The sequence below is a fragment of the Nonlabens sp. genome, assembly GCF_051251825.1.
GTDB lineage: Bacteria > Bacteroidota > Bacteroidia > Flavobacteriales > Flavobacteriaceae > Nonlabens.
In genome coordinates this window covers 114,533-135,912 of record NZ_JBPOGG010000003.1, presented here as the reverse complement: position 1 = coordinate 135,912, position 21,380 = coordinate 114,533, and the positions used below count along the sequence as shown (strand labels likewise).

The following is a 21,380-nucleotide window of genomic DNA, read 5'->3' as shown; positions in this document are numbered from 1 at the left end:
CAGAAGCCGCGGACCGGCTCGAATTATCAAAGAAGACAAGCACGCAATCAACGAAAAGATACGCGCTAGAAAACTACGATTAGTAGGTGAAGGAGTTGAACCACAAGTAATAGACACTCGTGACGCGCTTGAAAAAGCACGCGAGATGGAACTAGACCTGGTTGAAATTTCACCTAACGCAGATCCGCCGGTAGCAAAAATCATGGACTACAAAAAGTTTGTCTATGAGCAAAAGAAACGTGAGAAGGTGATGAAGGCAAATGCCTCAAAAGTAGTCATCAAGGAAATCCGTTTCGGACCTAACACTGATGATCACGATTACGAATTTAAAAGAAAGCACGCTGAAAAGTTCCTTAAAGAAGGAGCTAAATTAAAAGCTTATGTATTCTTTAAAGGAAGATCGATTATCTACAAAGATCAAGGAGAAATTCTATTATTAAGACTTGCTCAAGACCTAGAAGAACTAGGTAAAGTAGAGCAGATGCCTAAACTAGAAGGAAAGCGCATGAATATGTTTCTTGCGCCTAAGAAAAAGTAGGTAAATATCAATAAAAATACTATTTTTGCAGTCCTCAAATCGAGGGCTGTTTTATTTATACGGCTCTCGGGCTGATAATGCGAGAATTAAAAAAGGAAATTATGCCTAAAATGAAAACTAAATCTAGTGCTAAGAAGCGTTTCAAGCTTACTGGTACTGGTAAGATTAAAAGAAAACACGCTTTTAAGAGTCACATCCTTACTAAGAAAAGTAAGAAGCGTAAACTAGCTTTAACACACGATGGACTCGTGCACAAAGCAGATGAAAACAATATCAAGTTACAATTACGTCTTAAGTAAGACCACTTTGTAAACCTTGATGGTTTATTAATTAATAACAAACCCAGTAGAAAGGCTTATCAAGAATTCAAATATGAATCGCCCTCTATTAAAAAATTAAATTATGCCTAGATCAGTAAACAGTGTGGCTTCAAGAGCCCGCAGAAAAAGAGTGCTTAAACAAGCAAAAGGTTACTTCGGACGTCGTAAAAACGTATGGACAGTAGCAAAAAACGCAGTAGAGAAAGCAATGTCTTACTCATACCGCGATAGAAGAAACAAGAAAAGAACTTTCCGTGCATTATGGATTACTCGTATCAACGCTGGTGCTCGTATTCATGGAATGAGCTACTCACAGTTTATGGGAGCTGTTAAGAAGAACAACATCGAGTTAAATCGTAAAGTTCTTGCAGACTTAGCAATGAATCACCCAGAAGCTTTTGAAGCTGTAGTAAACAAAGTAAAATAATTAAGGTGTAACAACCTCTCGCAAATAGAAAATCCCCATCAGCAATGATGGGGATTTTTTTATGTCTTATAATTACTAAGAACGAAAGATTCTTCTTTGATCTATTATACAGACTATTTAATTTCTGAACGACATGCTTCAGTAATGCGTTTACAAGTCATGTGAATATTTATCTTTTAAACACTAAGAGCTATTATAGTTTCACAGATAATCTCGTTAACTTAATCATCAATTCTGAATCAATATTAAAATTTCAAATGCTGAATAAAAAAACACCTCATTAAGAGTGATTAACTCTTAATGAGGTGTTTTTATTAATATCAAATAATAAGTAAGGTTACTATCTTTTTGCTTTGGCCTTTTGATTCTTTAAGTCCTTCACCATATCATTTTGCTTCGAAACAAGCTCAGTCTGGTCACCTACTTTACGCTCCAGTTCTTTAATTTCTTGCTCTTTCTCGGCAATCTCTTTTTTAGCTTTTTCTATGTCGCGTTGTGCTTTTTTGATATCATCCTCACTGTTCTTTTTATCACGTATCAAACGCGACAAAATCTTCTCTTCTTCCTCAATCAATTCATCATAGTTTAATTGAGTTGCATCCACTGCGATTTGAGAAGCTAGTTTTCTCATGAAGTTATACTTATTTGCATCAAGATCAGGACTTAGAAATACCACACCCATGTTAAAAAACATTTGCAACGTACTTCCTTTATCAGTTTCTTTAATTAAATAATGAATATCAATGTCATTATCACTCAACTCCTTAATTCTCGCATCATCGATATAACGTTCGTCGGACCTTTTAATGCGCTCATCATCGCCTCTAAATTTGCGTGTGTTATCCTTAATAGCATCACGTACTTGATCCTCATTTGCACCTTGAATAAAAACTTCTACTCCAGGCTGCATACCTTTAGTCATTTCAACTTTAATATCCTTAACGTCCACTGTTTGGGCCATTGCAAAGCTGCAAATCATTAATAAGGCTAATTGTAATATATTTTTCATAGTTTAATTTTATAGTTAAATGTAATTGAAGTTTTGATTATTTATAAAATTGTAATCGTTAAATTATTGTAAGAGTATTTTCAACGATGAACCTTTAGAATTCATAGACAAAAAACGCTCTTGTAATTAAGTCGTAATAATTGATATAACCTTTAATTAAGGTGATAAACACCACCAACATTAAGATTTATAAAATTACCAGCGCTAAACTGTGTACTCAAATCCCAGTTAGTAAAATGGTAGGTAGCACCTAAATCCACTTTATAACTATCCTGTGTTTCACTTAAGATTTCCAGAAATTCATTCAAAGTACTTAGAAATAAACCATCGTCTCCGCTAAGTTTATAATCAATCCAGCTGCGATTATATCCCAGTCCAGAACTTACAGTCCAGTTATTATAATCCTTACTGGCAACCACTTGGAATAAAACTGCATGAGCATCAACTAGAGCTCCATTCACAACCGCAAGTGGTTGTGCATTTCCGCTTGACCTCAACTCATAAGGATCAAAGAATAAATTTAAATCAAACAGCGAGTAACTTGTTAAAAAAGCAAGTTCCACTGGTCGATCTTCTTTGAAGAAATGCTGAGAAAGATTGTGCTTCACTCCTATTCCATATATCGCATAATCAGATTTATCAATCTTGATATTAGGAGAATACCTTAATTGAACCTCAGTTTCTTTCCATAATCCTACTCCTACTTGTAAAAATGGATAAGCAAGAAAACCAGTATCTATTCCTTCAAATGCTTGTACCTCATACTCCTCACCTTCAATGGTAAAGTCAAAAAACGTACGTTGTTCTCCACCCAGCGTGCTCGGAATATTTGCAGACTCTGCACCTCGAACTCTTAAATTGATTAATTCATCGTTGCTTATATCAAAAGATTTTTTACCGGACGGAAACACGAGAGCATTTGCATGCAGTGCTACAGTGACTTTATATTTATCAAGAGTTGCTGCACTATGATACCATCCGGCACTGGATTGCATTACTGAAGCTTCGGCAGCTGGTTCAACGTATCGATCTGTGATGAGCAATAAATCTGTTAAAACATTTCCTAGATCATTTTGTGATTTTGAAAATTCCGCTTTCGCGAAAGCGAAAAAACAACAAAGAATAGTAACTTTAAGCTTCATAAGGTTATTTAATAAGGCCGTGAAAATAAATAAAAACAAATTATGATAGTTTCAACAATCGATTTTATTCCTGGACAAGAAGTTGTAGCCATTCTAGGCGTTGCGCGCGGCAGTACTGTGCGAGCACGTAATGTGGGTAGCGATATATTTGCAGGACTAAAAAATCTCGTAGGTGGAGAAATCGACGAATACACAAAATTACAAGCACACAGTAGAGATCAAGCCATGCAAAGAATGGTAGATGATGCCAGAAGATTAGGTGCAGATGCTGTAATAAACGTTAGACTTACGTCTTCCATGGTCATGCAAGGTGCTAGTGAAATACTCGCTTATGGAACAGCTGTCAAACTTAAGTGATATGATAGCCGTCTTAATAATGCTCCTTTACATCATAGGAATAATTGCATGCATAGGAATCGTTATTTACCTTATCATTAAACGTGTAGAAAAAAAGGGAAATGAAGGTTTTGAAGAACGTAACTGGTAAGTTTTTACAATTATCTACCATTTAATAAGCCTATTTTTGCAACTTAAAATTTGATGTTGTGCGCATAGATATAATCACCGTTTTACCTGAGTTAATTAAAAGTCCTTTTGAGGCATCTATATTAAAGAGAGCTATTGAAAAAGGAATAGTAGAAGTGCACATGCACGATTTAAGACGTTACGGACTTAATAAATACAATCAAGTAGACGATTATCAATATGGTGGTGGCGCTGGTATGGTGATGATGGTGGAACCACTAGATAAAATGATTACTGAGTTAACAGCAGAGCGTGAATATGATGAAATCATCTACATGACTCCTGATGGTGAAACTCTTAATCAAGGAATAGCAAATCACATCTCACTCAAAGAAAACCTGATGATCATATGCGGTCATTATAAAGGTGTGGATCAACGATTGCGCGATTTACATATTACCAGAGAAATTTCTATAGGCGATTATGTGTTAAGTGGTGGCGAGTTAGGCGCAGCTGTTTTATGTGATTCTATCATAAGATTAATTCCTGGCGTGATTAGTGATGAGACTAGTGCATTAACAGATAGTTTTCAAGATGGTTTGCTTGCTCCACCAGTTTACACGAGACCGGCAGACTATAAAGGACTCAAAGTTCCTGAGATTCTATTGAGCGGTAATTTACCTGCCATAGATCAATGGCGTGAGGATCAAGCATTAAAACGCACTCTAGAACGACGACCTGATCTTTTAAGCGATATTTAACGTTTAAGTTACTCCTTTTTGTTGTAGCTTTACTTAACGATAGTGAAATTATGAAACAACTTTTACTTTTAGCGTTTTTAATGTTCTTTACAAGCCCTGCAATTCTTGCAGCAGCTAGTAATGAATCTATCGTTACCCCTATTTCTAATGTCATTGAATTAGATGAAGAATTCACCTTGCTTACTAATCCAGTTAATGACGGTACTCTTAAATTAAGAGTAAATAAAACCGATACTAAGAATGTCTCGATTACTATAATCAACTCCTTAGGAGAACAAGTTTATAGTGCAAAGACATCAGTTAATAAACCTGTAATCGATTTTGATATCTCAAAAATTGCTGCAGGGATATATTTCTTACGCATCCAGAGCGATGCACACAGCTCCGTTAAGAAGCTAATTATTCAATAGTTTTAAGTCTTTTATTTTTTAGGTAAAACATTTGGTGCAATCAAAGAAGTTTGTATTTTTGCAGCTCGTAAAAATTAACCTCTGACGATCATCGTGCACGTTGACTATTACATAAACATATTAATTCCTATTTATAATGGAACATTTAGTAAAGTTCGTTCAAGACGAATTCATTCAAAAGAAAGATTTCCCTAAATTTAGTGCTGGTGATACAATCACTGTGTTCTATGAAATTAAAGAAGGTGAAAAAAGCCGTACACAGTTTTTCCGTGGTGTTGTAATCCAAGTGAGAGGAACAGGTGCTACAAAAACGTTTACAATTAGAAAAATGAGTGGTAACATAGGTGTAGAGCGTATCTTCCCTATCAATCTTCCAGCAATTCAAAAAATTGAATTGAACAAAGCAGGAGCTGTACGTAGAAAGCGTATTTATTACTTCCGTGGTCTTACTGGTAAGAAAGCCCGTATCAAAGAAGCGCGTAGAAAATAATCTACAACTTCTAACTATATTGAAAAGCTGTCCACATCGGGCAGCTTTTTTTTATGCCTCAAATTAAATGCGCGAGTAAGCTATTGCATTTTTAAATGATGATAATACTAACTTTTAAGTCCTAAGCTTATGATAATTAGGTTTCAAATAAGAGTTGTAAATATTATATTTGCGAGAGATCTCAAAATCTAATTTTTGAGCTATAAATTAATAATTCAAACTCTATATAAATGTCCAAGACACCTACTATTATTTACACTAAAACTGATGAGGCACCAGCACTAGCGACAGCTTCTTTTTTACCTATTGTAAAAAAATTCATTGCTGCGGCAGGAATTAACATAGAAACTAAGGACATCTCACTTGCTGCTAGAGTACTAGCCGTTTTTGCTGACCGTTTGAATGCAGACCAGCAAGTAGAAAACGCATTAAAAGAATTAGGCGATTTAGTAAAAAAGCCTGAAGCAAATGTTATCAAATTACCTAACATCAGTGCCTCTGTTCCACAATTGAATGATGTAATAGAAGAGTTACAAGCTAAAGGTTACAACCTACCTAACTACCCAGAAGATCCTCAAACTGATGAAGAGAAAGATTATAAAAAGCGCTATGACTCTGTAAAAGGAAGTGCTGTAAATCCAGTACTTAGAGAAGGAAATTCTGATCGTAGAGCTCCTAAGCCAGTAAAAATGTATGCGCGTAATAATCCGCATAGTATGGGTGCATGGAGTAAAGATTCAAAATCTCATGTTTCTACTATGACTGCAGGAGATTTTGCTCATAACGAGAAAAGCTTCACAGCTACTAAAGACACCACAGTAACTATTCAACTTATCGATAAGGCAGATAGAACACATGTTCTTAAAGAAGGACTTTCTTTATTAAAAGGAGAAATACTAGATGCCACTTACATGAGCAAAACAGCTTTACTAGAATTTCTAGAAGAGCAAATTGATGATGCTCTTGAGAAAGACGTATTGTTTTCTTTACATATGAAAGCAACGATGATGAAGGTTTCTGACCCAATCATTTTTGGTCATGCGGTAGAGGTTTTCTTCCAGCCGGTATTTGAAAAATACAGCTCGACATTTAATAAATTAGGTGTGGATGTAAATAACGGTTTTGGTGACTTGTTAAGTAAACTACACGACCTACCAGAATTAGAAAGAGAAGAGATTAAAGATGAAATCCGTAAGTGTATGGAGTACAGACCATCACTAGCCATGGTAAATAGCGACCACGGAATTACAAATCTTCACGTTCCTAGTGATGTTATTATCGATGCTTCTATGCCAGCGATGATTAGAAACTCTGGTCAAATGTGGAATAGCGATGGTGAATCTCAAGATACTAAAGCTGTCATTCCAGATAGTTCTTATGCTGGAATTTATGATGCAACTATTGAGTTCTGTAAAAAGAATGGAGCTTTTGATCCTAAGACTATGGGAACAGTTCCTAATGTAGGACTTATGGCTCAAAAAGCAGAAGAATACGGTTCTCACGATAAGACGTTTGAAATAGGATATGGTGGAACCATACAAGTTGTGGATGCAGATGGTACTGTATATCTAGAACACACTGTTGAGGCTGGAGATATATGGAGAGCTTGTCAAACTAAGGACGCACCTATCCAAGATTGGGTGAAGCTTGCCGTAACACGCGCACGAGCAAGTAAGATGCCAGCAATCTTCTGGTTAGATAAAAACCGTGCTCACGATGCACAGATTATTGAAAAAGTAAACTTGTATCTAAAAGATCACGATACGACTGGATTAGATATCACTATTGCATCTCCTATTGAAGCAACTGAACGCACCTTGCGACGCATGAAAGATGGAAAAGATACCATCTCAGTAACAGGAAATGTATTACGTGATTATAATACGGACCTCTTCCCTATTCTAGAAGTAGGAACTAGTGCAAAGATGCTATCTATCGTTCCTTTAATGAATGGAGGTGGATTATTTGAAACTGGAGCTGGTGGATCTGCACCTAAGCACGTGCAACAATTTGAACAAGAAAATCATTTGCGTTGGGATTCACTAGGAGAATTTCTTGCTCTTGCAGTTTCATTAGAACATTTTGCTGTAAAATATGATAATTCAAAAGCACAAATCATTGCAGATGCTCTTGATACTGCCACAGAAAAATCATTATTAAACAGAAAATCTCCTTCTCGTAAAGTGAATGAATTAGATAATCGTGGTTCTCACTTTTACTTAGCTTTATACTGGGCTCAAGAACTGGCTGGTCAATCTAAAGATGCAGACCTAGCTAAAGAATTCAGTCCACTAGCTCAAGCACTTGCAGACAATGAAGAGAAAATCACCCAAGAACTAATTGCCGTTCAAGGAAAGCCTATGGACATAGGAGGATATTACATGGCAGATCCTGCAAAAGCAGAAAAAGCAATGCGTCCTAGCGAAACGCTTAATGGAATTATAGGATAATTTCATTTTTTTATAATTCAAAAATCTCTCAAATGTTTATTGATTTGGGAGATTTTTGATTTAATATGTATCATTATATATCTGTAAATATCCACTTATGCGCTATCTGTTTTTTCTCTTAAGTTTAGTTTGCTTTTTCGCTGCAGCTCAAAAAAGTGTTTATCATTCAGATGATAACATGAGATTTGCACTTACCTACGGTGGTATAGAACAACAGGAATACACCACACAATCATTGAGTTTACAATTCAACTATGAGCAAGAATTAAATGATAAATCTTTCTGGTCCTATCGCTTTGGATTAGCCTATGCTAGAGGATTTGAACGCACTGGATTTACTGACACAAGGAATAGTAGGTTAAATGAATATACCGCTCAAAGCTCACTCAATTATAATTTAGGAAACAAGGAAAAAGTTGATATCCAACTGGGCGTAGGTCCATTTCTCTCAATTATTAGTGGAAATAGTGACCGTTTCACAGGAGAAAGCAATATTTCTCCAGCCTTGCCAGCCGAAGATTTTAACTACACGAAATTTGGTATTCAAGGCATACTGAGATTATCTTGGTTTGGAGTTAGAAACACACATTCTTTAATGATTTTCACGAAGTTTTCATCTGATTTTTACTCAGCTTATGGCTTTGGATATGAGATTGGTATTTAAAAAGCCCAATTCAGCTTCGATTTTATACAATTGGGTGTTATGAAAAATGCGATTTCTGTAAACCACGCTATCTTTATTGAAAATATAGAACATGGCACTTTACAGTACTTCTTACACTTTTTTAATGTATTTGCATTTAGGGACAGTGGTTCCTTGCATATTTTTGGGTGCTTACTTACTATTTTTCAGGAAAGGAAATGCGCTCCATAAAGTGTTAGGTAAAATCTATATGATTTTAATGATGATCACCGCAATTGCGTCGCTGTTCCTACCAGCACTAGTAGGTCCACAATTTCTGAATCATTTTGGCTGGATTCATTTATTCAGCTTTTTAACCTTGTACTCCATACCTACAGCACTCATTGCTATTAAAAAAGGTCAAGTGAGAAAACATAAAATTAAAATGATTTTACTCTACACAGGAGCTATTATGATTGCTGGTGGATTTACTTTAATGCCAGGTCGCTATTTGCATGGTGTTTTCTTTGGTTAGTTGGTTTTATACGCTTTCGCGAAAGCGTATCTCATTAAATATCAATTAAAAACATACATTTGCATCTATGGCACTATCATTGAATACCTGTGCTGAATCAAATACAAAAACATGAAATATTTATTACTAGTTGTAGCATTTATGGCTACAGGAATTGCACAAGCTCAAGAACCTACCTATCGTATAGGTCAATACTACGAAGGTTACATAGTCGAAAAAGACGGAGAAAAAGTACGTGGTTACATCCAGTATTTATCTGAATCACAACGTTATGAAAAAGTTCTTTTCAAGAAAGAAAAAAATGGAAAGAAATCTAAGTACAAGCCTAAAGATATTTACGGTTACAAAGTAGCAGACACTGAATACAGAGCTTGCCAGTTTAAATCGGTACTATTTAAGGACACTAAATTTTTGCAGGTAGCTCAAGATGGTTGCATGGAACAATTAGAATGGCGCAAATATGATAGCGATGATCAGTCCTGGAGCAGTGAAATCGTTCTAAGAGTAAATGGTGAAGCAGAAAGCACACAGCGCTTTGTGATGAGTTTTGCAAAACACATGTCTAAAATGGTAAAAGACAATAAAGAACTTTACAACAAAGTAAAGAATAAGGAAAAAGGATATCGTTTACTTTCTCTTGAAGCGATAGTACGTGAGTATAACGAGCAATGTGAGGATTAATATGAAAAAGATACTAATTGCACTCATCGTACTTACTAGTTTATCTAGTGCAGCTCAAAGTTTTACATGGGGTTATCCTTATAGAATTACAGACGAGCAAGACGCTACATTATCTTATGTAGTAGATGATAAAGTCTATAAACTCACAGAGTTTTATGACTCTAAGAAATTCAATACTCAACTAGATGTTGATTTCTTAAACCCAAATGATCTTGAGAAAATGGGGTCTATTTCTATTGAAGTAGAACCTGTAAAAGTTTTTGGGCAGCGTAGAGATTATGAGGCGATGTTCCAAGAAAACGGAACCGATTATACTTTATTCTCATCTTACTATGACAAGAAAACAAAGAAGAACATTCTGAGCTGGCAAGCTACCGATATTGATGGTGGTGAGTTAGGTGATTATAATGAGATTGCTTTGGTTAAGGCACTGAGCATGACTAAATCTGGTGAGTTTGAAATAGCTCGTAGTGATAGTGGATCATTTTATGCCGTTCTCGTAGAACAGCCATGGGTAAAGAAAAAGTCTGAAACCATAGATTTATATCTTCTTAATGATAAAAAAGAAGTAGTAAAGACTAAGTCTTTCACTTTTCCATTTGCAGATAAAAGATCACGTCATAATGAGATTTATGTAAGTGACTCTGGACAGGTATATATCGTAAAAAGTATAGATCTTAAAAAGCAGAAACCTACTAAGAATATCTACAACTGGAATCCAGATACTGATAGTATTAATCTAGAAGAACTAAAGCAAGATGATAATTATCAAATCGCTCAGTTCCAAGGTAGTTTTCAAGAAGACAACTTTCTGTTCACAGGAATTTTAACGAGTGATAATTCTAAATTTTTCTCTGTAAGCATGGACTTCTCGGGACGTAACTCTGGTGTTACTGCAACTGGAATACTTGCTCTTAAATATGATGCAGATGGAAAACTAGTGTATAACCAGCGTAATGACTTTGATAAATCAGTATCTAATTTATCCATTAAAGACATTCATGTGCTAGATGATTATTACTGGTTAGTGATGGATCGTGCACAAGTAGATCGTAAATCAAAATCTGGACAAGCTGGTGCTGGTTCATTTGAATATGACTATACCTATTTGAACAATGGTTTTGGTATTGCAAAAATAATGACCTTCAACGGTAGCATGGAGTTTTTAAACTTCATAGATACTAATGAGCCTAATACTCGCAATGATAACGGAGCTTATCTTTCTGTACTTTCATTTGTGAGAGATGGTAAACTTCATTTACTATATAATGAAACTCGTGATTTACGCAAAGGCGCTGTGAGAGTTCCGTTATTGAAACGTTTCCCTATTCATGACATTATAGATCCTAGCGGAACATTAATCAAAAACGAGGCTTTAATGGCTGCCGGAATAGGCGTTCAAAAGGACGAAGCTTTTGATCTTGACACTTCATCCATTCATGAAATAAGCGATGGAAAATACTTGCTCCGTGCAAAAAGTGGTGTAGAATACAAGTATGGTTTCATGCAATTCTAAGATGCACTTACATTCATAAAAAAAGGCTCAAGATAATTCTTGAGCCTTTTTTTATTGATTTACATCTAGAAAAATTAGTCTTCCGCTGGATACCAATCCAGTTGAGTGACGACAATATCTTTATTGCCATCATTCACTAATTCCTTGAACTTTGAAACATCTAGCATTCCATCAGTTCCTCTGTAGTGATATGGATAAATTTCTTTAGGCGCAAATTCTAGAACAGCATCGGCAGCGCTATCTACTGTCATAGTGTATGGCAAGTTCATACAAACAAATGCCTTGTCGATTCCTTGTAGATCTCTCATTTCTGGGATATCCTCAGTATCACCAGAGATATACACTTTGTAACCATTTTTCTCAATCACATAACCATTACCTCGGCCTTTTTCGTGGAATTTTAATCGTTCTTCAGTTAGGTTATACATAGGAATCGCTGTTACTTTAAATCCGTCAAAACTGGTAGACTGATCGTTATGAATCACCTCAGCAGCGTCAACCGTTTCTTTAATTTTCTCGTTTACAGCTTCGGGAACTATTAAAATTGTTCCTTCATTTCTTATTGCTAGCAAGGTTTCGGCGCTCATATGATCACCATGAATGTCAGTAACTAGAATCACGTCTTCTTGAGGCATTTCTTCAAATGCTTTTGCTCCACCTACAGGATCTATATAAAATACTTTTTCATCCCATACCATTACAAATGTGGCGTGAGAAATAGGCATGATTTCAATTTGGGGCTCATAAACCTCATTTTCAACTGCTTTTGCAACATCAGTTTGATTTTCTGAATTAGAATTTTCGTTTTTACAGCTTACTAATAAAGCAATAAGACTTAAGGATAGGATAAGTTTTTTCATGATTGATTTTATTTCGCTTCAAATTTCGCGAAAGCGTTTTTTTATCTTGTTATAAAAGATATAAAAGTTCTAATTTTAGCAAACAATCATTTCCTATGAGTTACTCTTCTATTTTTAAAAAATATTCCAATCTTGAAATGGCTCTAGAAACTAAAAACCTTTTAGAGAAACATGGGATTAAAGTTATTATGGATGATAATGTACCGCCAGTAGACGTGACCTTTACAAACGATACGGTGAAACATCAAATAGAATTAAGAATAGCTCCTGAACAGTTTGAGAAAGCAACTTCTATTATGGAGCAAGACATAGAAGATAGCGTCATGTCTGCTGCTTCAGATCATTATTTATTTTCATTTAGCGATGAAGAGTTATATGGAATCCTTATTAAAAAAGACGAATGGAGTGCATATGATTACTTACTCGCAAAGAGAATTCTAAAGGAACGCGGTAAAAGTATTGATGAGGAAATGATCAGTGCACTACGCAAAACTCGACTGGATGAACTTTCACAACCTGAAAAATCTCAAAAAGCCTTTATCTATGCAGGCTATATATTTGCACTACTAGGCGGATTCATAGGAATGATCATAGGATATATGTTGTGGACTTCAAAAAAGACACTACCTGACGGCAAACAAATATTTAATTATAGCGCAAAAGACCGTAGACAAGGACTCACACTCTTTATAGTAAGCGTCGTTTTCTTTTTATTCTATGTTTTTTCTCAGGTTTACTTCATAGGAGTTAACTAAGGCAAATCATTTACCAGATTTGCTAGCGCTTTCCCTACCTGATTAGGATAACCATAAACTGGAGCTGCTTCACAAATATGAATGTAGCGCGGCATCTCATCACTTACTTCTAGAATTTCTTTAACCGTTTTACGCAAGCGTTCCATAGAGAATCCTATAGGAGATTGCGCGCTCGATGGAAAGTTTGCGACCACATCCATATCGATTTCTAGCCCATAATTTGTAGAATCTATATGATCAATTGCAAGTTGAACTTCTTCAGAGATATTGAGGTAATCAAATTTATAAGTCGTGTAAGCTAATCTTAAATCATCATGTAATAATTCTATCATAGGTTCACTCAGGTAGTTTTCCTGTAATCCTATCATGAAGTAATTACGCAAATAACCATGTTCTAGTGCGTGAGAAAAACCATTACCACTGTGTCTTCCTTTTGCAACTCTAAGATCAGTATGCGCATCTATATTAATAGCTGCTACACCATTAAACGCTCTTAATATCGGATAGCAATTATTATGTCCACCACCGATGATAACTGGCAGTTTTCCTGACCCTATAACTTGCTGAATAACTTGTGTAACTCGATCATCAATTTCTTCTACTGCTGCACTAAGTTTGATTCTATCTTCATGATTAGATGATTGTAGGTGTTCACAATCCTTCATCAAGTCTTCTACGACTACATTTCCTAATACGCAAAAACGACTCGCATCGTTATTCTCATGATGCTGTAAATTGAGAAAAGCTCCTAGAAACGCTTCCCATGCGCCAGCGGCACCAGCTCTACCAAAGTTAGCTCGCACACCTATATCCTCAGGAATCCCTATGAGAACATAGTCTGCATTGCAATTGTTGAGTTCCTCAATACTAGAACAACTCAATACTTTTTGAGAAAAAGTTACCGCAGTATCTTCTTCTTGGACACCAGTTGCATCTTCTATAGAATAGCGTTGCCCTGAATAAGCTATGATTTGATGACGGTTTAAGAAGTTGAAGTAATTCATAATTATTTATTTTTTAACACGCCACGGCGGATTTAACCTATTATCGCCTCCATAAAAAAGAATTATTTGGTTTCCGTCTAGATCCTTTAATCTTGCTTCTCGCCATAGCCAGTTTTCATCCTTAGGTAATTGATCAAATAGGATTCCTTTTGAAACAAGATCTGATACTTTAATATCTAAATCTTCACATTCAAAATAAACGTAAACTCCATCTCCTTGGGGTAATTTTTCAACCAGATGAATAGAAAATGAAGAACCACCGTCAGGACATTCAAACCTTGCATAATTGGGTAATGCTTCAACGATTAATTCTAATCCAAGTTTTTCATAGAACAGTATAGATCGTGATACATCTAAAGACGGAACCGTAACTTGATTTAAATTCATTTGTTATTTCTTAATATCAATCCCATTTACCAGCACTCTATCTATTATAGAATGACCAAAGTGATAAGGAACCGCGGCAATCGAATCTATATCTTTAAAGAATAAAAGGTTGGCTCTTTTACCTTTAGTAATACTTCCTACTTCATCCTGTAATCCCATTGCATGAGCAGCATTTACTGTCATAGCGTTAAATGCTCGTTGTGGTGTCATTTTCATTTTAATACAAGCCAGCGAAAACACGAAATTCATATTTCCAGATGGTGTACTTCCTGGATTATAATCTGTCGCTAGGGCAACGGCTATGTTTTTATCAATCATTTCATTTACCGGTGCATAATCCAGTCCTAAAAAAAACGAACAGCTTGGTAACGCCGTTGCGACTGTTTTAGCACCACTTAATGCGTCATAATCTTCAGTGGTCATAACTTCTAGGTGATCCACACTTACTGCTCCAGCTTTTACGGCAGCGTCTATTGCTCCTATGGCATTGAACTGGTTCACATGAACTTTGGCTTTTAAACCATAAGCGCTTCCAGCTTCAATTACTCGTAACATTTCATCTACTGTAAAATAGTTTTTCTCACAAAACACATCTATATAATCAGCTAAGTGTTCTTTTCCTATTACGGGAAGCATCTCATCTATAATTAACTTGAGATATCCATCTCTATCATTTTTATAGTTTGCAGGAATGGCATGTGCTCCTAAAAATGTTGCTTTAATAGGAATGTAATTTTCTTCTTTAAGTCTTTTAACAACTCGTAAAATTTTCAATTCACTCTCTACGCTTAGACCGTAACCGCTTTTAACTTCTATGGAAGTCGTACCTAGAGAAATCAACAACTTCAATCGTTTTTGAGCTTGATTAAAAAGATCATCTTCACTCATGGTAGCAAGCTTTGCAGCACTATTGAGGATTCCTCCACCACGAGCAGCAATTTCTTCATAAGTAAGACCATGGATGCGATCTTCAAATTCTTTCTCGCGCGTCGCTGCAAATACTAAGTGTGTATGTGAATCCACATAACCTGGTACGATGATTTGATCTTCACAGTTGTAGACCTCTTCGGCTGGATGTGGATGGAAATCTTCCATAGAACCATAATCGACTATGCGACCATGTTCCACAAATAAATAAGCATTTTTTATAGATGGCAATTCATCCATTGCAGCACCGCGTAATGGTTCATTAGTATGCTCACGCACTTGAACCAATTCTTTAATATGAGTAAATAGTATAGACATAAGGTGAAGATAATATTTTTAAAAGGCTCTGTAAAACCTTTGGACAATAGTATTAAAAGTTCAGATTTTCTTAACACAATAATTGGGTAACTTAGACTGCTTTAAAAAACTATTATGAGTTCAAAAAAACGACCTTTAAATACGTTGTGCGTTCACGCTGGAAATCTAGAAGATGAGAAATATGGCGGCGCCACTGCTCCACTCTACATGTCCACCGCTTATGATTACCGTGGAGAAGGCACAAATCTATATCCACGTTATTTTAATACACCTAATCAGGTCGCACTCGGTGAGAAGATTGCAGCACTTGAGAATTGTGAAGCTGGACTTATTTTCGGTAGCGGTATGGCAGCGATAAGTGCTGTTTTTATGGCTTTTTTAAAGACTGGTGACCACGTGATTTTACAACGCGCTATATATGGAGGCACATCACATTTTGTAGATGCAGAGTTCACTAACTTAGGAATAGAATTTTCGTTTATTGAACATATTAATGCAGCGTCACTTGAGAAACATCGCAAGGTAAATACTAAGATGGTCTATATAGAGACTCCTAGCAATCCGTTGCTGGAAGTAGTAGATATGACTGTGGTATCCGCTTTCGCGAAAGCGAACTCCTTAACAAGCGTCATCGATAATACATTTGCATCACCTATTAACCAGAATCCTGCTGACTATGGTATCGACATCATACTTCATAGTGCTACCAAGTATTTAGGTGGTCATAGCGATATTTGTGCAGGAACAGTAAGTTGTTCTCAAAAGCACATGAATCAAATATGGAAAACCGCCAAAAACTATGGTGGAAGTTTAAGTGATCAAACCGTTTGGTTACTGGAACGTAGTATAAAAACTCTCGGGTTGCGCGTGAAACAGCAAACTAAAAATGCTAAAAAACTCGCTCGCTATTTTGAGGATCATCCCGCCATTAAACGAGTAAATTATCCAGGTCTTAAATCACATCCTAACCACAAAATTGCTAAATCACAAATGCGCGGCTATGGTGGAATGATGTCATTTGAGTTTAAAAAATCTGTAGATCATCATCGCTTTCTTGAAGAATTAAAAGTAGTTAAAGTAGCATTGAGTCTAGCTGGAGTAGAAAGCACTATTCTCGCTCCTACTCAAACGTCGCACTCCTTATTAACGCCAGAGCAACGTAAAGAACAAGGAATCTCAGACCGCTTATTGCGATTCTCAGTAGGTATAGAAGAAGTAAAAATTCTAGCTAACGATATTGAGCAAGCCATTGAGAAAAGCCGTAAAATTGCAAAATGATGAATGATTTAAAACTTGACATACTTGCCATAGGCGCACATCCAGATGATGTAGAATTGAGCTGTTCTGGAGTTCTTGCAAAAGAAGCAGCAAACGGTAAAATTACTGGGATTCTAGACCTAACTCGTGGCGAACTAGGAACAAGAGGAACACCTGAGATACGTGACACAGAAGCGGCTGCAGCTGCAAAAATATTAGGAGTTTCAGTAAGAGAAAATCTAGGTTTCCGCGATGGTTTTTTTGTGAATGATGAAGCTCATCAACTAGAAATTATTAAAATAATTAGAAAATATAAACCTGAGATTGTGCTATGTAATGCGCTTTATGATCGCCATCCAGACCATGGAATGGGATCTGAGTTAGCTAGTAAGAGTTGTTTCCTGTCTGGTTTGCGCATGATTGAGACAGAGGTTGACGGTAAAAAGCAAGAAGCATGGAGACCTAAACATGTGTATCATTATATACAATGGCAAGACATGGAACCAGATTTTATAGTAGATATTACAGACTTTATGGATACTAAAATTGAAAGTGTAGCAGCTTATAGCTCACAATTTTACGACCCTAAATCTGGTGAACCTGAGACTCCTATAAGTAATAAGAATTTCTTTGAATCTATTAAGTATAGAGCTGCAAACTTAGGCCGTTATCTAGGCACTGAGTATGCCGAAGGATTCAAGGCAGAACGATATTCTGGAGTGGACAGTATTTTTGATTTAAAATAAATTTTAAAAAGTGTTTTGAATATTAAGAAATGCGTTAAATTTGCAACCGCTTAACGGCGCAGTGGTTGAATTCTTGAGATCCACTTAAATAAAACTCACATTGATATGGTGGTTGTAGCTCAGCTGGTTAGAGCGCTGGTTTGTGGTGCCGGAAGTCGCGGGTTCGAGTCCCGTCTTCCACCCTAAAAGGTCTTAGTTTTTCTAAGGCCTTTTTTTATTGCAGTAATTTCAAAAAATTAAAACAAGGGACGAGAAGTTTATGCCGCTGCAGAGCGGTAAATCCCGTCTTCCACCCTTAAAAGTCCTAGAGAAATCTGGGACTTTTTTTATTGCCGATTATTTTTTCAATTTTTGAAAAATTGATTATTAATTACCGATTGATCGGGAAAATTAATTGCGCATAAAAAATCATTGGTGCCGGCAGACTGAAGTCTGCCGCTGTGAATTCAACAAGTTGCCTTCGGCGTCATGTTTCGCTTATACCGACTGAAGTCGGTATTTTTAATTGTTTATGGTATTCACCTTATTTTGAAAACAGATCGGCTAAACTCAACCCAAAATGTCGTTTTTACCTCATTCCCCAAAACACATGCCTTACACCTCATACCTCATCTAATAATGCAACACAGAATCAATTTGAAATCCTGAAAGATTCTCTCGACCGTTTAAAAAATCTAATTCGATAACGAAGTTAAATCCTGCGATTTTCCCTCCTATCTTTTGAATAAGGTCTGCTGCAGCGGCGGCTGTTCCTCCGGTGGCTAATACATCGTCGTGAATCAACACATTATCTCCAGCTGATATGGCATGTTCTTGAATTTCTAAAGTATCTGTTCCGTATTCTAACTCGTATTCTTGAGTTACGATATTGCCTGGTAATTTCCCTGGTTTGCGTAGCATTACAAATTTTGCGTTCAACGCATCGGCCAGTAGCATGCCGAATAAGAATCCTCTAGACTCAATGCCCACGACCACGTCTATACTTTGATCTCTGAAGTTTCTCACGAGTAATTCAGTGGTGATGGATCTCGCTTTCGCGGAAGCTAACAAAGGAGAAATATCCTTGAAAACAATGCCTTTTTTAGGAAAATCTGGGATATCGTGTATGCACGAAGCTATAAATTCATTATTCATTTTCTAAAAGTAAGAAGTTCCTTTTGATTTTATCTTTAAATTTGATTCAAACATTTTCTTATGAGAGTTCTTTTTATAGTGATGCTGCTTTGCTGTTTTATGGTAAGTGGTCAAGAAACTAAAACGCCGTCCACCATTAATGAAGTTACCCTTTACCTTCAAGGTGCCAGAATCGATAGAACCGCGACTGTTCAACTATCTAAAGGTGTGAACGAGATTAAGTTAAATGATTTATCACCTGATATTGATGAGGCGAGTATAAATATTACCGACTTAGATGGGTTGCGACTGAACGGTTTAAATTATGCTGCGACAACTCTAGAGAAAAAAGAAATCAGCGACGGAATCAATAAACTTGAAACCGAAATTGAGCTGGTTAAAAATCAAATTGCCGAACTGAATGCTACCAATAGTGGTCTGGATCAAGAAAGATTGCTACTAGAAAGCAACCGAAGTCTGAATAGTAAGGATACAGGATTGAGTCTGGCACAGGTAAAGGAATTTGGCTCCTATTATAGAAGTAGATTTGCTGCTATTATTAATGAACGCAACGCAAATGTGGTGCTGATTAATAAAGCCAGTGAACAACTCTCTAAACTACAAATAGAAAAAGAAAAAATAAATCCTGAAGCAAATGAGCGTCGAGGAACGATTACTTTAAAGGTTATTGCACCTAGTGCGCGACGTTTTAAAATCAACTTTAGCTATAATGTGTTGAGTGCTGGATGGGTTCCTATTTATGATATCACAGCTAAGGGAACTGACGATAGTATTAACCTTGCTTTTAAGGCTCAAGCATATCAGGCAACAGGAACGGACTGGAAAGATGTCAAATTAAAAATCTCAACAGGCGATCCACAAGTAGATAATCAAATGCCAAAACTGGAGGCGAAGCGCTTGGGTTTTGTACGTAATAATTACAGAGCGCAGGCTACCGGACGTAGTAATAAAAGATATAATCCGCTGGTGAAAACAGTTTCTGGTAAAGTGACTGATGCGACTGGCGAGCCTGTTCTCGGAGCAACAGTAATGGTTAAAGGTACAACTATAGGCACTACAACTGATTTTGATGGAAACTATAGTTTAGTAGTGGGAAATGGTGATACTGTAGTAGTAAATTTTATGGGTTACACAAACAAAGAAATTCCTATTTATGCCTCTACGATGAATTTAAAATTAGAAGAAAGTTACGATCAGTTAGATGCCGTAGTTGTCTCAGGATATGCTAATGCTAGCCGTAAAGTTAACAGTGGTTTTGATTATGAAGCAGATGAAAAGGAAGAAGTGGATGATTACATTCCGCCGGTAGTTGATAATGTGAAAGAAAACATAGCTTCACGTACTTATGAACTGACCCAACTCTACTCTATTCCGAGCACTGGTGAATCTACAGATATTGAGATTTCAAATAATGACGTGAGTGCATCTTACTCTTATTATACCGCACCAGTAATTAATGAGAATGTATTTCTCACCGCTTCACTATCAAATTGGGAATCTTTGAATTTGATTCCTGGCGAAGCCAATGTGTATTTTGAAGATGCTTTTATAGGAAAGATTTATTTTGATACTGATACTACTAAAGAAGAACTCATCGTAGGTCTAGGTGTGGATCCACAAATAAGCGTAAAACGAGAAGACATCAAAGATTTTAAAGCAAAATCATTCTTAGGCGGCACGCGTATCATTTATAAAAATTATGAAATCACTTTAAAAAACAATCGTAGTAAAACAATAAAAATCAAGCTTCAGGACCGTGTACCTATCAGTGGAAACAGTGAGATCAAGGTTGATGATGTAGAAACTGGCACTGCTCAAATGGATGAAGAAACTCAGGTGCTTACATGGGAAATCAATCTAGGCAGCGGTAGCCAGTTAAAGGAACGCTTTTCATATAGAGTAAAGTTTCCTCGCAAAAAGCGTATCAATCTAGAATAAAATTATTTGTAATAATTAGGCTTATAGTGTTGCAGTAGTATCATTAAAAGTTTTATATTTGCAGCCGCTAAGGCGTTAAGCCGGATGCAATTTTAGGCCTCGTGGCGCAACTGAATAGCGCACTTGATTACGGCTCAAGAGGTTACAGGTTTGAATCCTGTCGAGGTCACAATCACTTAAGAAACCACGCTTTTTAGCGTGGTTCTTTATTTTATGGAAAAACCAAACGCAGTTTGGAGTTTTGGAATAAAGTAAAGAACTAGGACGACAGTCCGTGGTTTCTTTTTTGCAGAATGGAGCTTTTCAGGATATTTAATCCTGTCGAGGTCACAATCACTTAAGAAACCACGCTTTTTTTTAGAGCGTGGTTTTGTGTTTTCTATAAACGTCAGAAGTTAAAGACTTCTGTAAGAGAATAGAAAATTCAAAAGTAGCATCGCTTTTTTTGCGATGCGTGGTTTCTTATTTGCAACATTGTTCTCATTCAGGATATTTAATCCTGTCATAGTCACAATTTTTAAAGCTCTTTAAACATAAGTTTAAAGAGCTTTTTTATTTCTGCCTTATTTACAGTTTTATTCTATTTATGAAGTAGATACTTTCTAAATATCAAACCTTCATTTCAATGGTAGTCCACTTGTTATTTATAGGATTGTAATTCCTAAAACTTCTTTGTAAATTACTGCAT

At 36.3% G+C, this 21,380-nt stretch carries 24 protein-coding genes and 1 tRNA gene; 18 read left to right on the top strand and 7 right to left on the bottom strand.

The genetic code is table 11. The annotated features are described in order from the left end of the window. The first annotated feature begins 25 nt into the window (after nucleotides 1–25). From infC to rplT, 3 genes are all read left to right on the top strand, one after another. On the top strand, nucleotides 26–538 hold the full coding sequence (gene infC, locus ACSHWW_RS05670; RefSeq protein WP_435681579.1) for a translation initiation factor IF-3: 513 nt from the start codon (nucleotides 26–28) through the stop codon (nucleotides 536–538). A gap of 101 nt (nucleotides 539–639) precedes the next feature. After that, a complete protein-coding gene (gene rpmI, locus ACSHWW_RS05665; protein WP_036585360.1) occupies nucleotides 640–837 on the top strand; it encodes a 50S ribosomal protein L35 in 198 nt (65 codons plus the stop codon). Between the two features lie 103 nt (nucleotides 838–940). Further along, nucleotides 941–1,285 carry a 50S ribosomal protein L20 gene (gene rplT, locus ACSHWW_RS05660; RefSeq protein WP_435681451.1) on the top strand — a complete coding sequence of 115 codons (345 nt, stop codon included), beginning with the start codon at nucleotides 941–943 and terminating at the stop codon, nucleotides 1,283–1,285. A gap of 340 nt (nucleotides 1,286–1,625) precedes the next feature. Here the strand turns inward: rplT and ACSHWW_RS05655 are convergent, their stop codons facing one another. Then, nucleotides 1,626–2,294: a hypothetical protein gene (locus ACSHWW_RS05655; protein WP_435681450.1), complete on the bottom strand. Its 669-nt coding sequence runs from the start codon at nucleotides 2,292–2,294 to the stop codon at nucleotides 1,626–1,628. A 152-nt stretch (nucleotides 2,295–2,446) separates the two neighbouring features. Further along, nucleotides 2,447–3,436: a DUF6588 family protein gene (locus tag ACSHWW_RS05650; RefSeq protein WP_435681449.1), complete on the bottom strand. Its 990-nt coding sequence runs from the start codon at nucleotides 3,434–3,436 to the stop codon at nucleotides 2,447–2,449. 42 nt (nucleotides 3,437–3,478) lie between these two features. On the opposite strand from ACSHWW_RS05650, the gene ACSHWW_RS05645 reads away from it, so the two are divergent. The 10 genes from ACSHWW_RS05645 (at nucleotide 3,479) to ACSHWW_RS05600 (ending at nucleotide 11,366) form a co-directional block, all read left to right on the top strand. Beyond that, nucleotides 3,479–3,793, top strand: coding sequence for a YbjQ family protein (locus ACSHWW_RS05645; RefSeq protein ID WP_435681448.1), 315 nt, complete (start codon nucleotides 3,479–3,481; stop codon nucleotides 3,791–3,793). A gap of 1 nt (nucleotide 3,794) precedes the next feature. Continuing rightward, nucleotides 3,795–3,923, top strand: coding sequence for a hypothetical protein (locus ACSHWW_RS05640; protein ID WP_435681447.1), 129 nt, complete (start codon nucleotides 3,795–3,797; stop codon nucleotides 3,921–3,923). 58 nt (nucleotides 3,924–3,981) lie between these two features. Beyond that, complete coding sequence (trmD, locus tag ACSHWW_RS05635; RefSeq protein WP_435681446.1) at nucleotides 3,982–4,662, top strand: tRNA (guanosine(37)-N1)-methyltransferase TrmD; 681 nt, start codon at nucleotides 3,982–3,984, stop codon at nucleotides 4,660–4,662. Between the two features lie 50 nt (nucleotides 4,663–4,712). Then, complete coding sequence (locus ACSHWW_RS05630) at nucleotides 4,713–5,072, top strand: T9SS type A sorting domain-containing protein (protein ID WP_435681445.1); 360 nt, start codon at nucleotides 4,713–4,715, stop codon at nucleotides 5,070–5,072. Between the two features lie 136 nt (nucleotides 5,073–5,208). Further along, nucleotides 5,209–5,562, top strand: a complete 354-nt coding sequence (gene rplS / locus ACSHWW_RS05625; RefSeq protein ID WP_435681444.1) for a 50S ribosomal protein L19 — start codon at nucleotides 5,209–5,211, stop codon at nucleotides 5,560–5,562. Nucleotides 5,563–5,792: 230 nt separating this feature from the next. Further along, nucleotides 5,793–8,012, top strand: a complete 2,220-nt coding sequence (locus ACSHWW_RS05620) for an NADP-dependent isocitrate dehydrogenase (RefSeq protein ID WP_435681443.1) — start codon at nucleotides 5,793–5,795, stop codon at nucleotides 8,010–8,012. A 178-nt stretch (nucleotides 8,013–8,190) separates the two neighbouring features. Continuing rightward, nucleotides 8,191–8,676 (top strand): hypothetical protein, encoded by a 486-nt coding sequence (locus tag ACSHWW_RS05615; protein WP_435681442.1) that lies wholly within the window; start codon nucleotides 8,191–8,193, stop codon nucleotides 8,674–8,676. 91 nt (nucleotides 8,677–8,767) lie between these two features. Then, nucleotides 8,768–9,169: a DUF2306 domain-containing protein gene (locus ACSHWW_RS05610; protein ID WP_435681441.1), complete on the top strand. Its 402-nt coding sequence runs from the start codon at nucleotides 8,768–8,770 to the stop codon at nucleotides 9,167–9,169. Nucleotides 9,170–9,280: 111 nt separating this feature from the next. Further along, complete coding sequence (locus ACSHWW_RS05605; RefSeq protein WP_435681440.1) at nucleotides 9,281–9,850, top strand: hypothetical protein; 570 nt, start codon at nucleotides 9,281–9,283, stop codon at nucleotides 9,848–9,850. Between the two features lies 1 nt (nucleotide 9,851). Beyond that, nucleotides 9,852–11,366, top strand: coding sequence for a hypothetical protein (locus tag ACSHWW_RS05600; protein ID WP_435681439.1), 1,515 nt, complete (start codon nucleotides 9,852–9,854; stop codon nucleotides 11,364–11,366). 74 nt (nucleotides 11,367–11,440) lie between these two features. Here the strand turns inward: ACSHWW_RS05600 and ACSHWW_RS05595 are convergent, their stop codons facing one another. Then, the gene (locus ACSHWW_RS05595) at nucleotides 11,441–12,226 is read right to left on the bottom strand and encodes an MBL fold metallo-hydrolase (RefSeq protein WP_435681438.1); all 786 of its coding nucleotides are present in this window, start codon (nucleotides 12,224–12,226) and stop codon (nucleotides 11,441–11,443) included. Between the two features lie 95 nt (nucleotides 12,227–12,321). Between ACSHWW_RS05595 and ACSHWW_RS05590 the strand changes: the two genes are divergently transcribed. Next, nucleotides 12,322–12,981, top strand: a complete 660-nt coding sequence (locus ACSHWW_RS05590; protein ID WP_435681437.1) for a hypothetical protein — start codon at nucleotides 12,322–12,324, stop codon at nucleotides 12,979–12,981. Here ACSHWW_RS05590 and ACSHWW_RS05585 read toward each other — a convergent pair. From ACSHWW_RS05585 to hutI, 3 genes are read right to left on the bottom strand one after another with little or no spacing between them, the layout of a single operon-like run. Beyond that, entirely contained in the window at nucleotides 12,978–13,985 is a 1,008-nt protein-coding gene (locus ACSHWW_RS05585) for a formimidoylglutamase (protein WP_435681436.1), read from the bottom strand. The two genes, ACSHWW_RS05590 and ACSHWW_RS05585, sit on opposite strands and share 4 nt — an antisense overlap. 6 nt (nucleotides 13,986–13,991) lie before the next feature. After that, nucleotides 13,992–14,372, bottom strand: coding sequence for a VOC family protein (locus ACSHWW_RS05580; protein ID WP_435681435.1), 381 nt, complete (start codon nucleotides 14,370–14,372; stop codon nucleotides 13,992–13,994). Nucleotides 14,373–14,375: 3 nt separating this feature from the next. Next, the gene (gene hutI / locus ACSHWW_RS05575) at nucleotides 14,376–15,617 is read right to left on the bottom strand and encodes an imidazolonepropionase (protein ID WP_435681434.1); all 1,242 of its coding nucleotides are present in this window, start codon (nucleotides 15,615–15,617) and stop codon (nucleotides 14,376–14,378) included. A gap of 114 nt (nucleotides 15,618–15,731) precedes the next feature. Here hutI and ACSHWW_RS05570 point away from each other — a divergent pair, with 114 nt between their 5' ends. Both ACSHWW_RS05570 and bshB1 read left to right on the top strand, forming a co-directional pair. Beyond that, a complete protein-coding gene (locus ACSHWW_RS05570) occupies nucleotides 15,732–16,895 on the top strand; it encodes a trans-sulfuration enzyme family protein (RefSeq protein ID WP_435681433.1) in 1,164 nt (387 codons plus the stop codon). Beyond that, complete coding sequence (gene bshB1, locus ACSHWW_RS05565) at nucleotides 16,895–17,620, top strand: bacillithiol biosynthesis deacetylase BshB1 (RefSeq protein ID WP_435681432.1); 726 nt, start codon at nucleotides 16,895–16,897, stop codon at nucleotides 17,618–17,620. The genes ACSHWW_RS05570 and bshB1 overlap by 1 nt, the downstream gene beginning before the upstream one ends. A gap of 612 nt (nucleotides 17,621–18,232) precedes the next feature. Here the strand turns inward: bshB1 and ACSHWW_RS05560 are convergent. Then, the gene (locus tag ACSHWW_RS05560; RefSeq protein ID WP_435681431.1) at nucleotides 18,233–18,754 is read right to left on the bottom strand and encodes an adenine phosphoribosyltransferase; all 522 of its coding nucleotides are present in this window, start codon (nucleotides 18,752–18,754) and stop codon (nucleotides 18,233–18,235) included. A gap of 60 nt (nucleotides 18,755–18,814) precedes the next feature. Between ACSHWW_RS05560 and ACSHWW_RS05555 the strand changes: the two genes are divergently transcribed. Continuing rightward, a complete protein-coding gene (locus tag ACSHWW_RS05555; RefSeq protein WP_435681430.1) occupies nucleotides 18,815–20,692 on the top strand; it encodes a mucoidy inhibitor MuiA family protein in 1,878 nt (625 codons plus the stop codon). A 95-nt stretch (nucleotides 20,693–20,787) separates the two neighbouring features. Continuing rightward, a tRNA-Arg gene (locus tag ACSHWW_RS05550) sits at nucleotides 20,788–20,861 on the top strand. Nucleotides 20,862–21,380 lie beyond the last annotated feature (519 nt).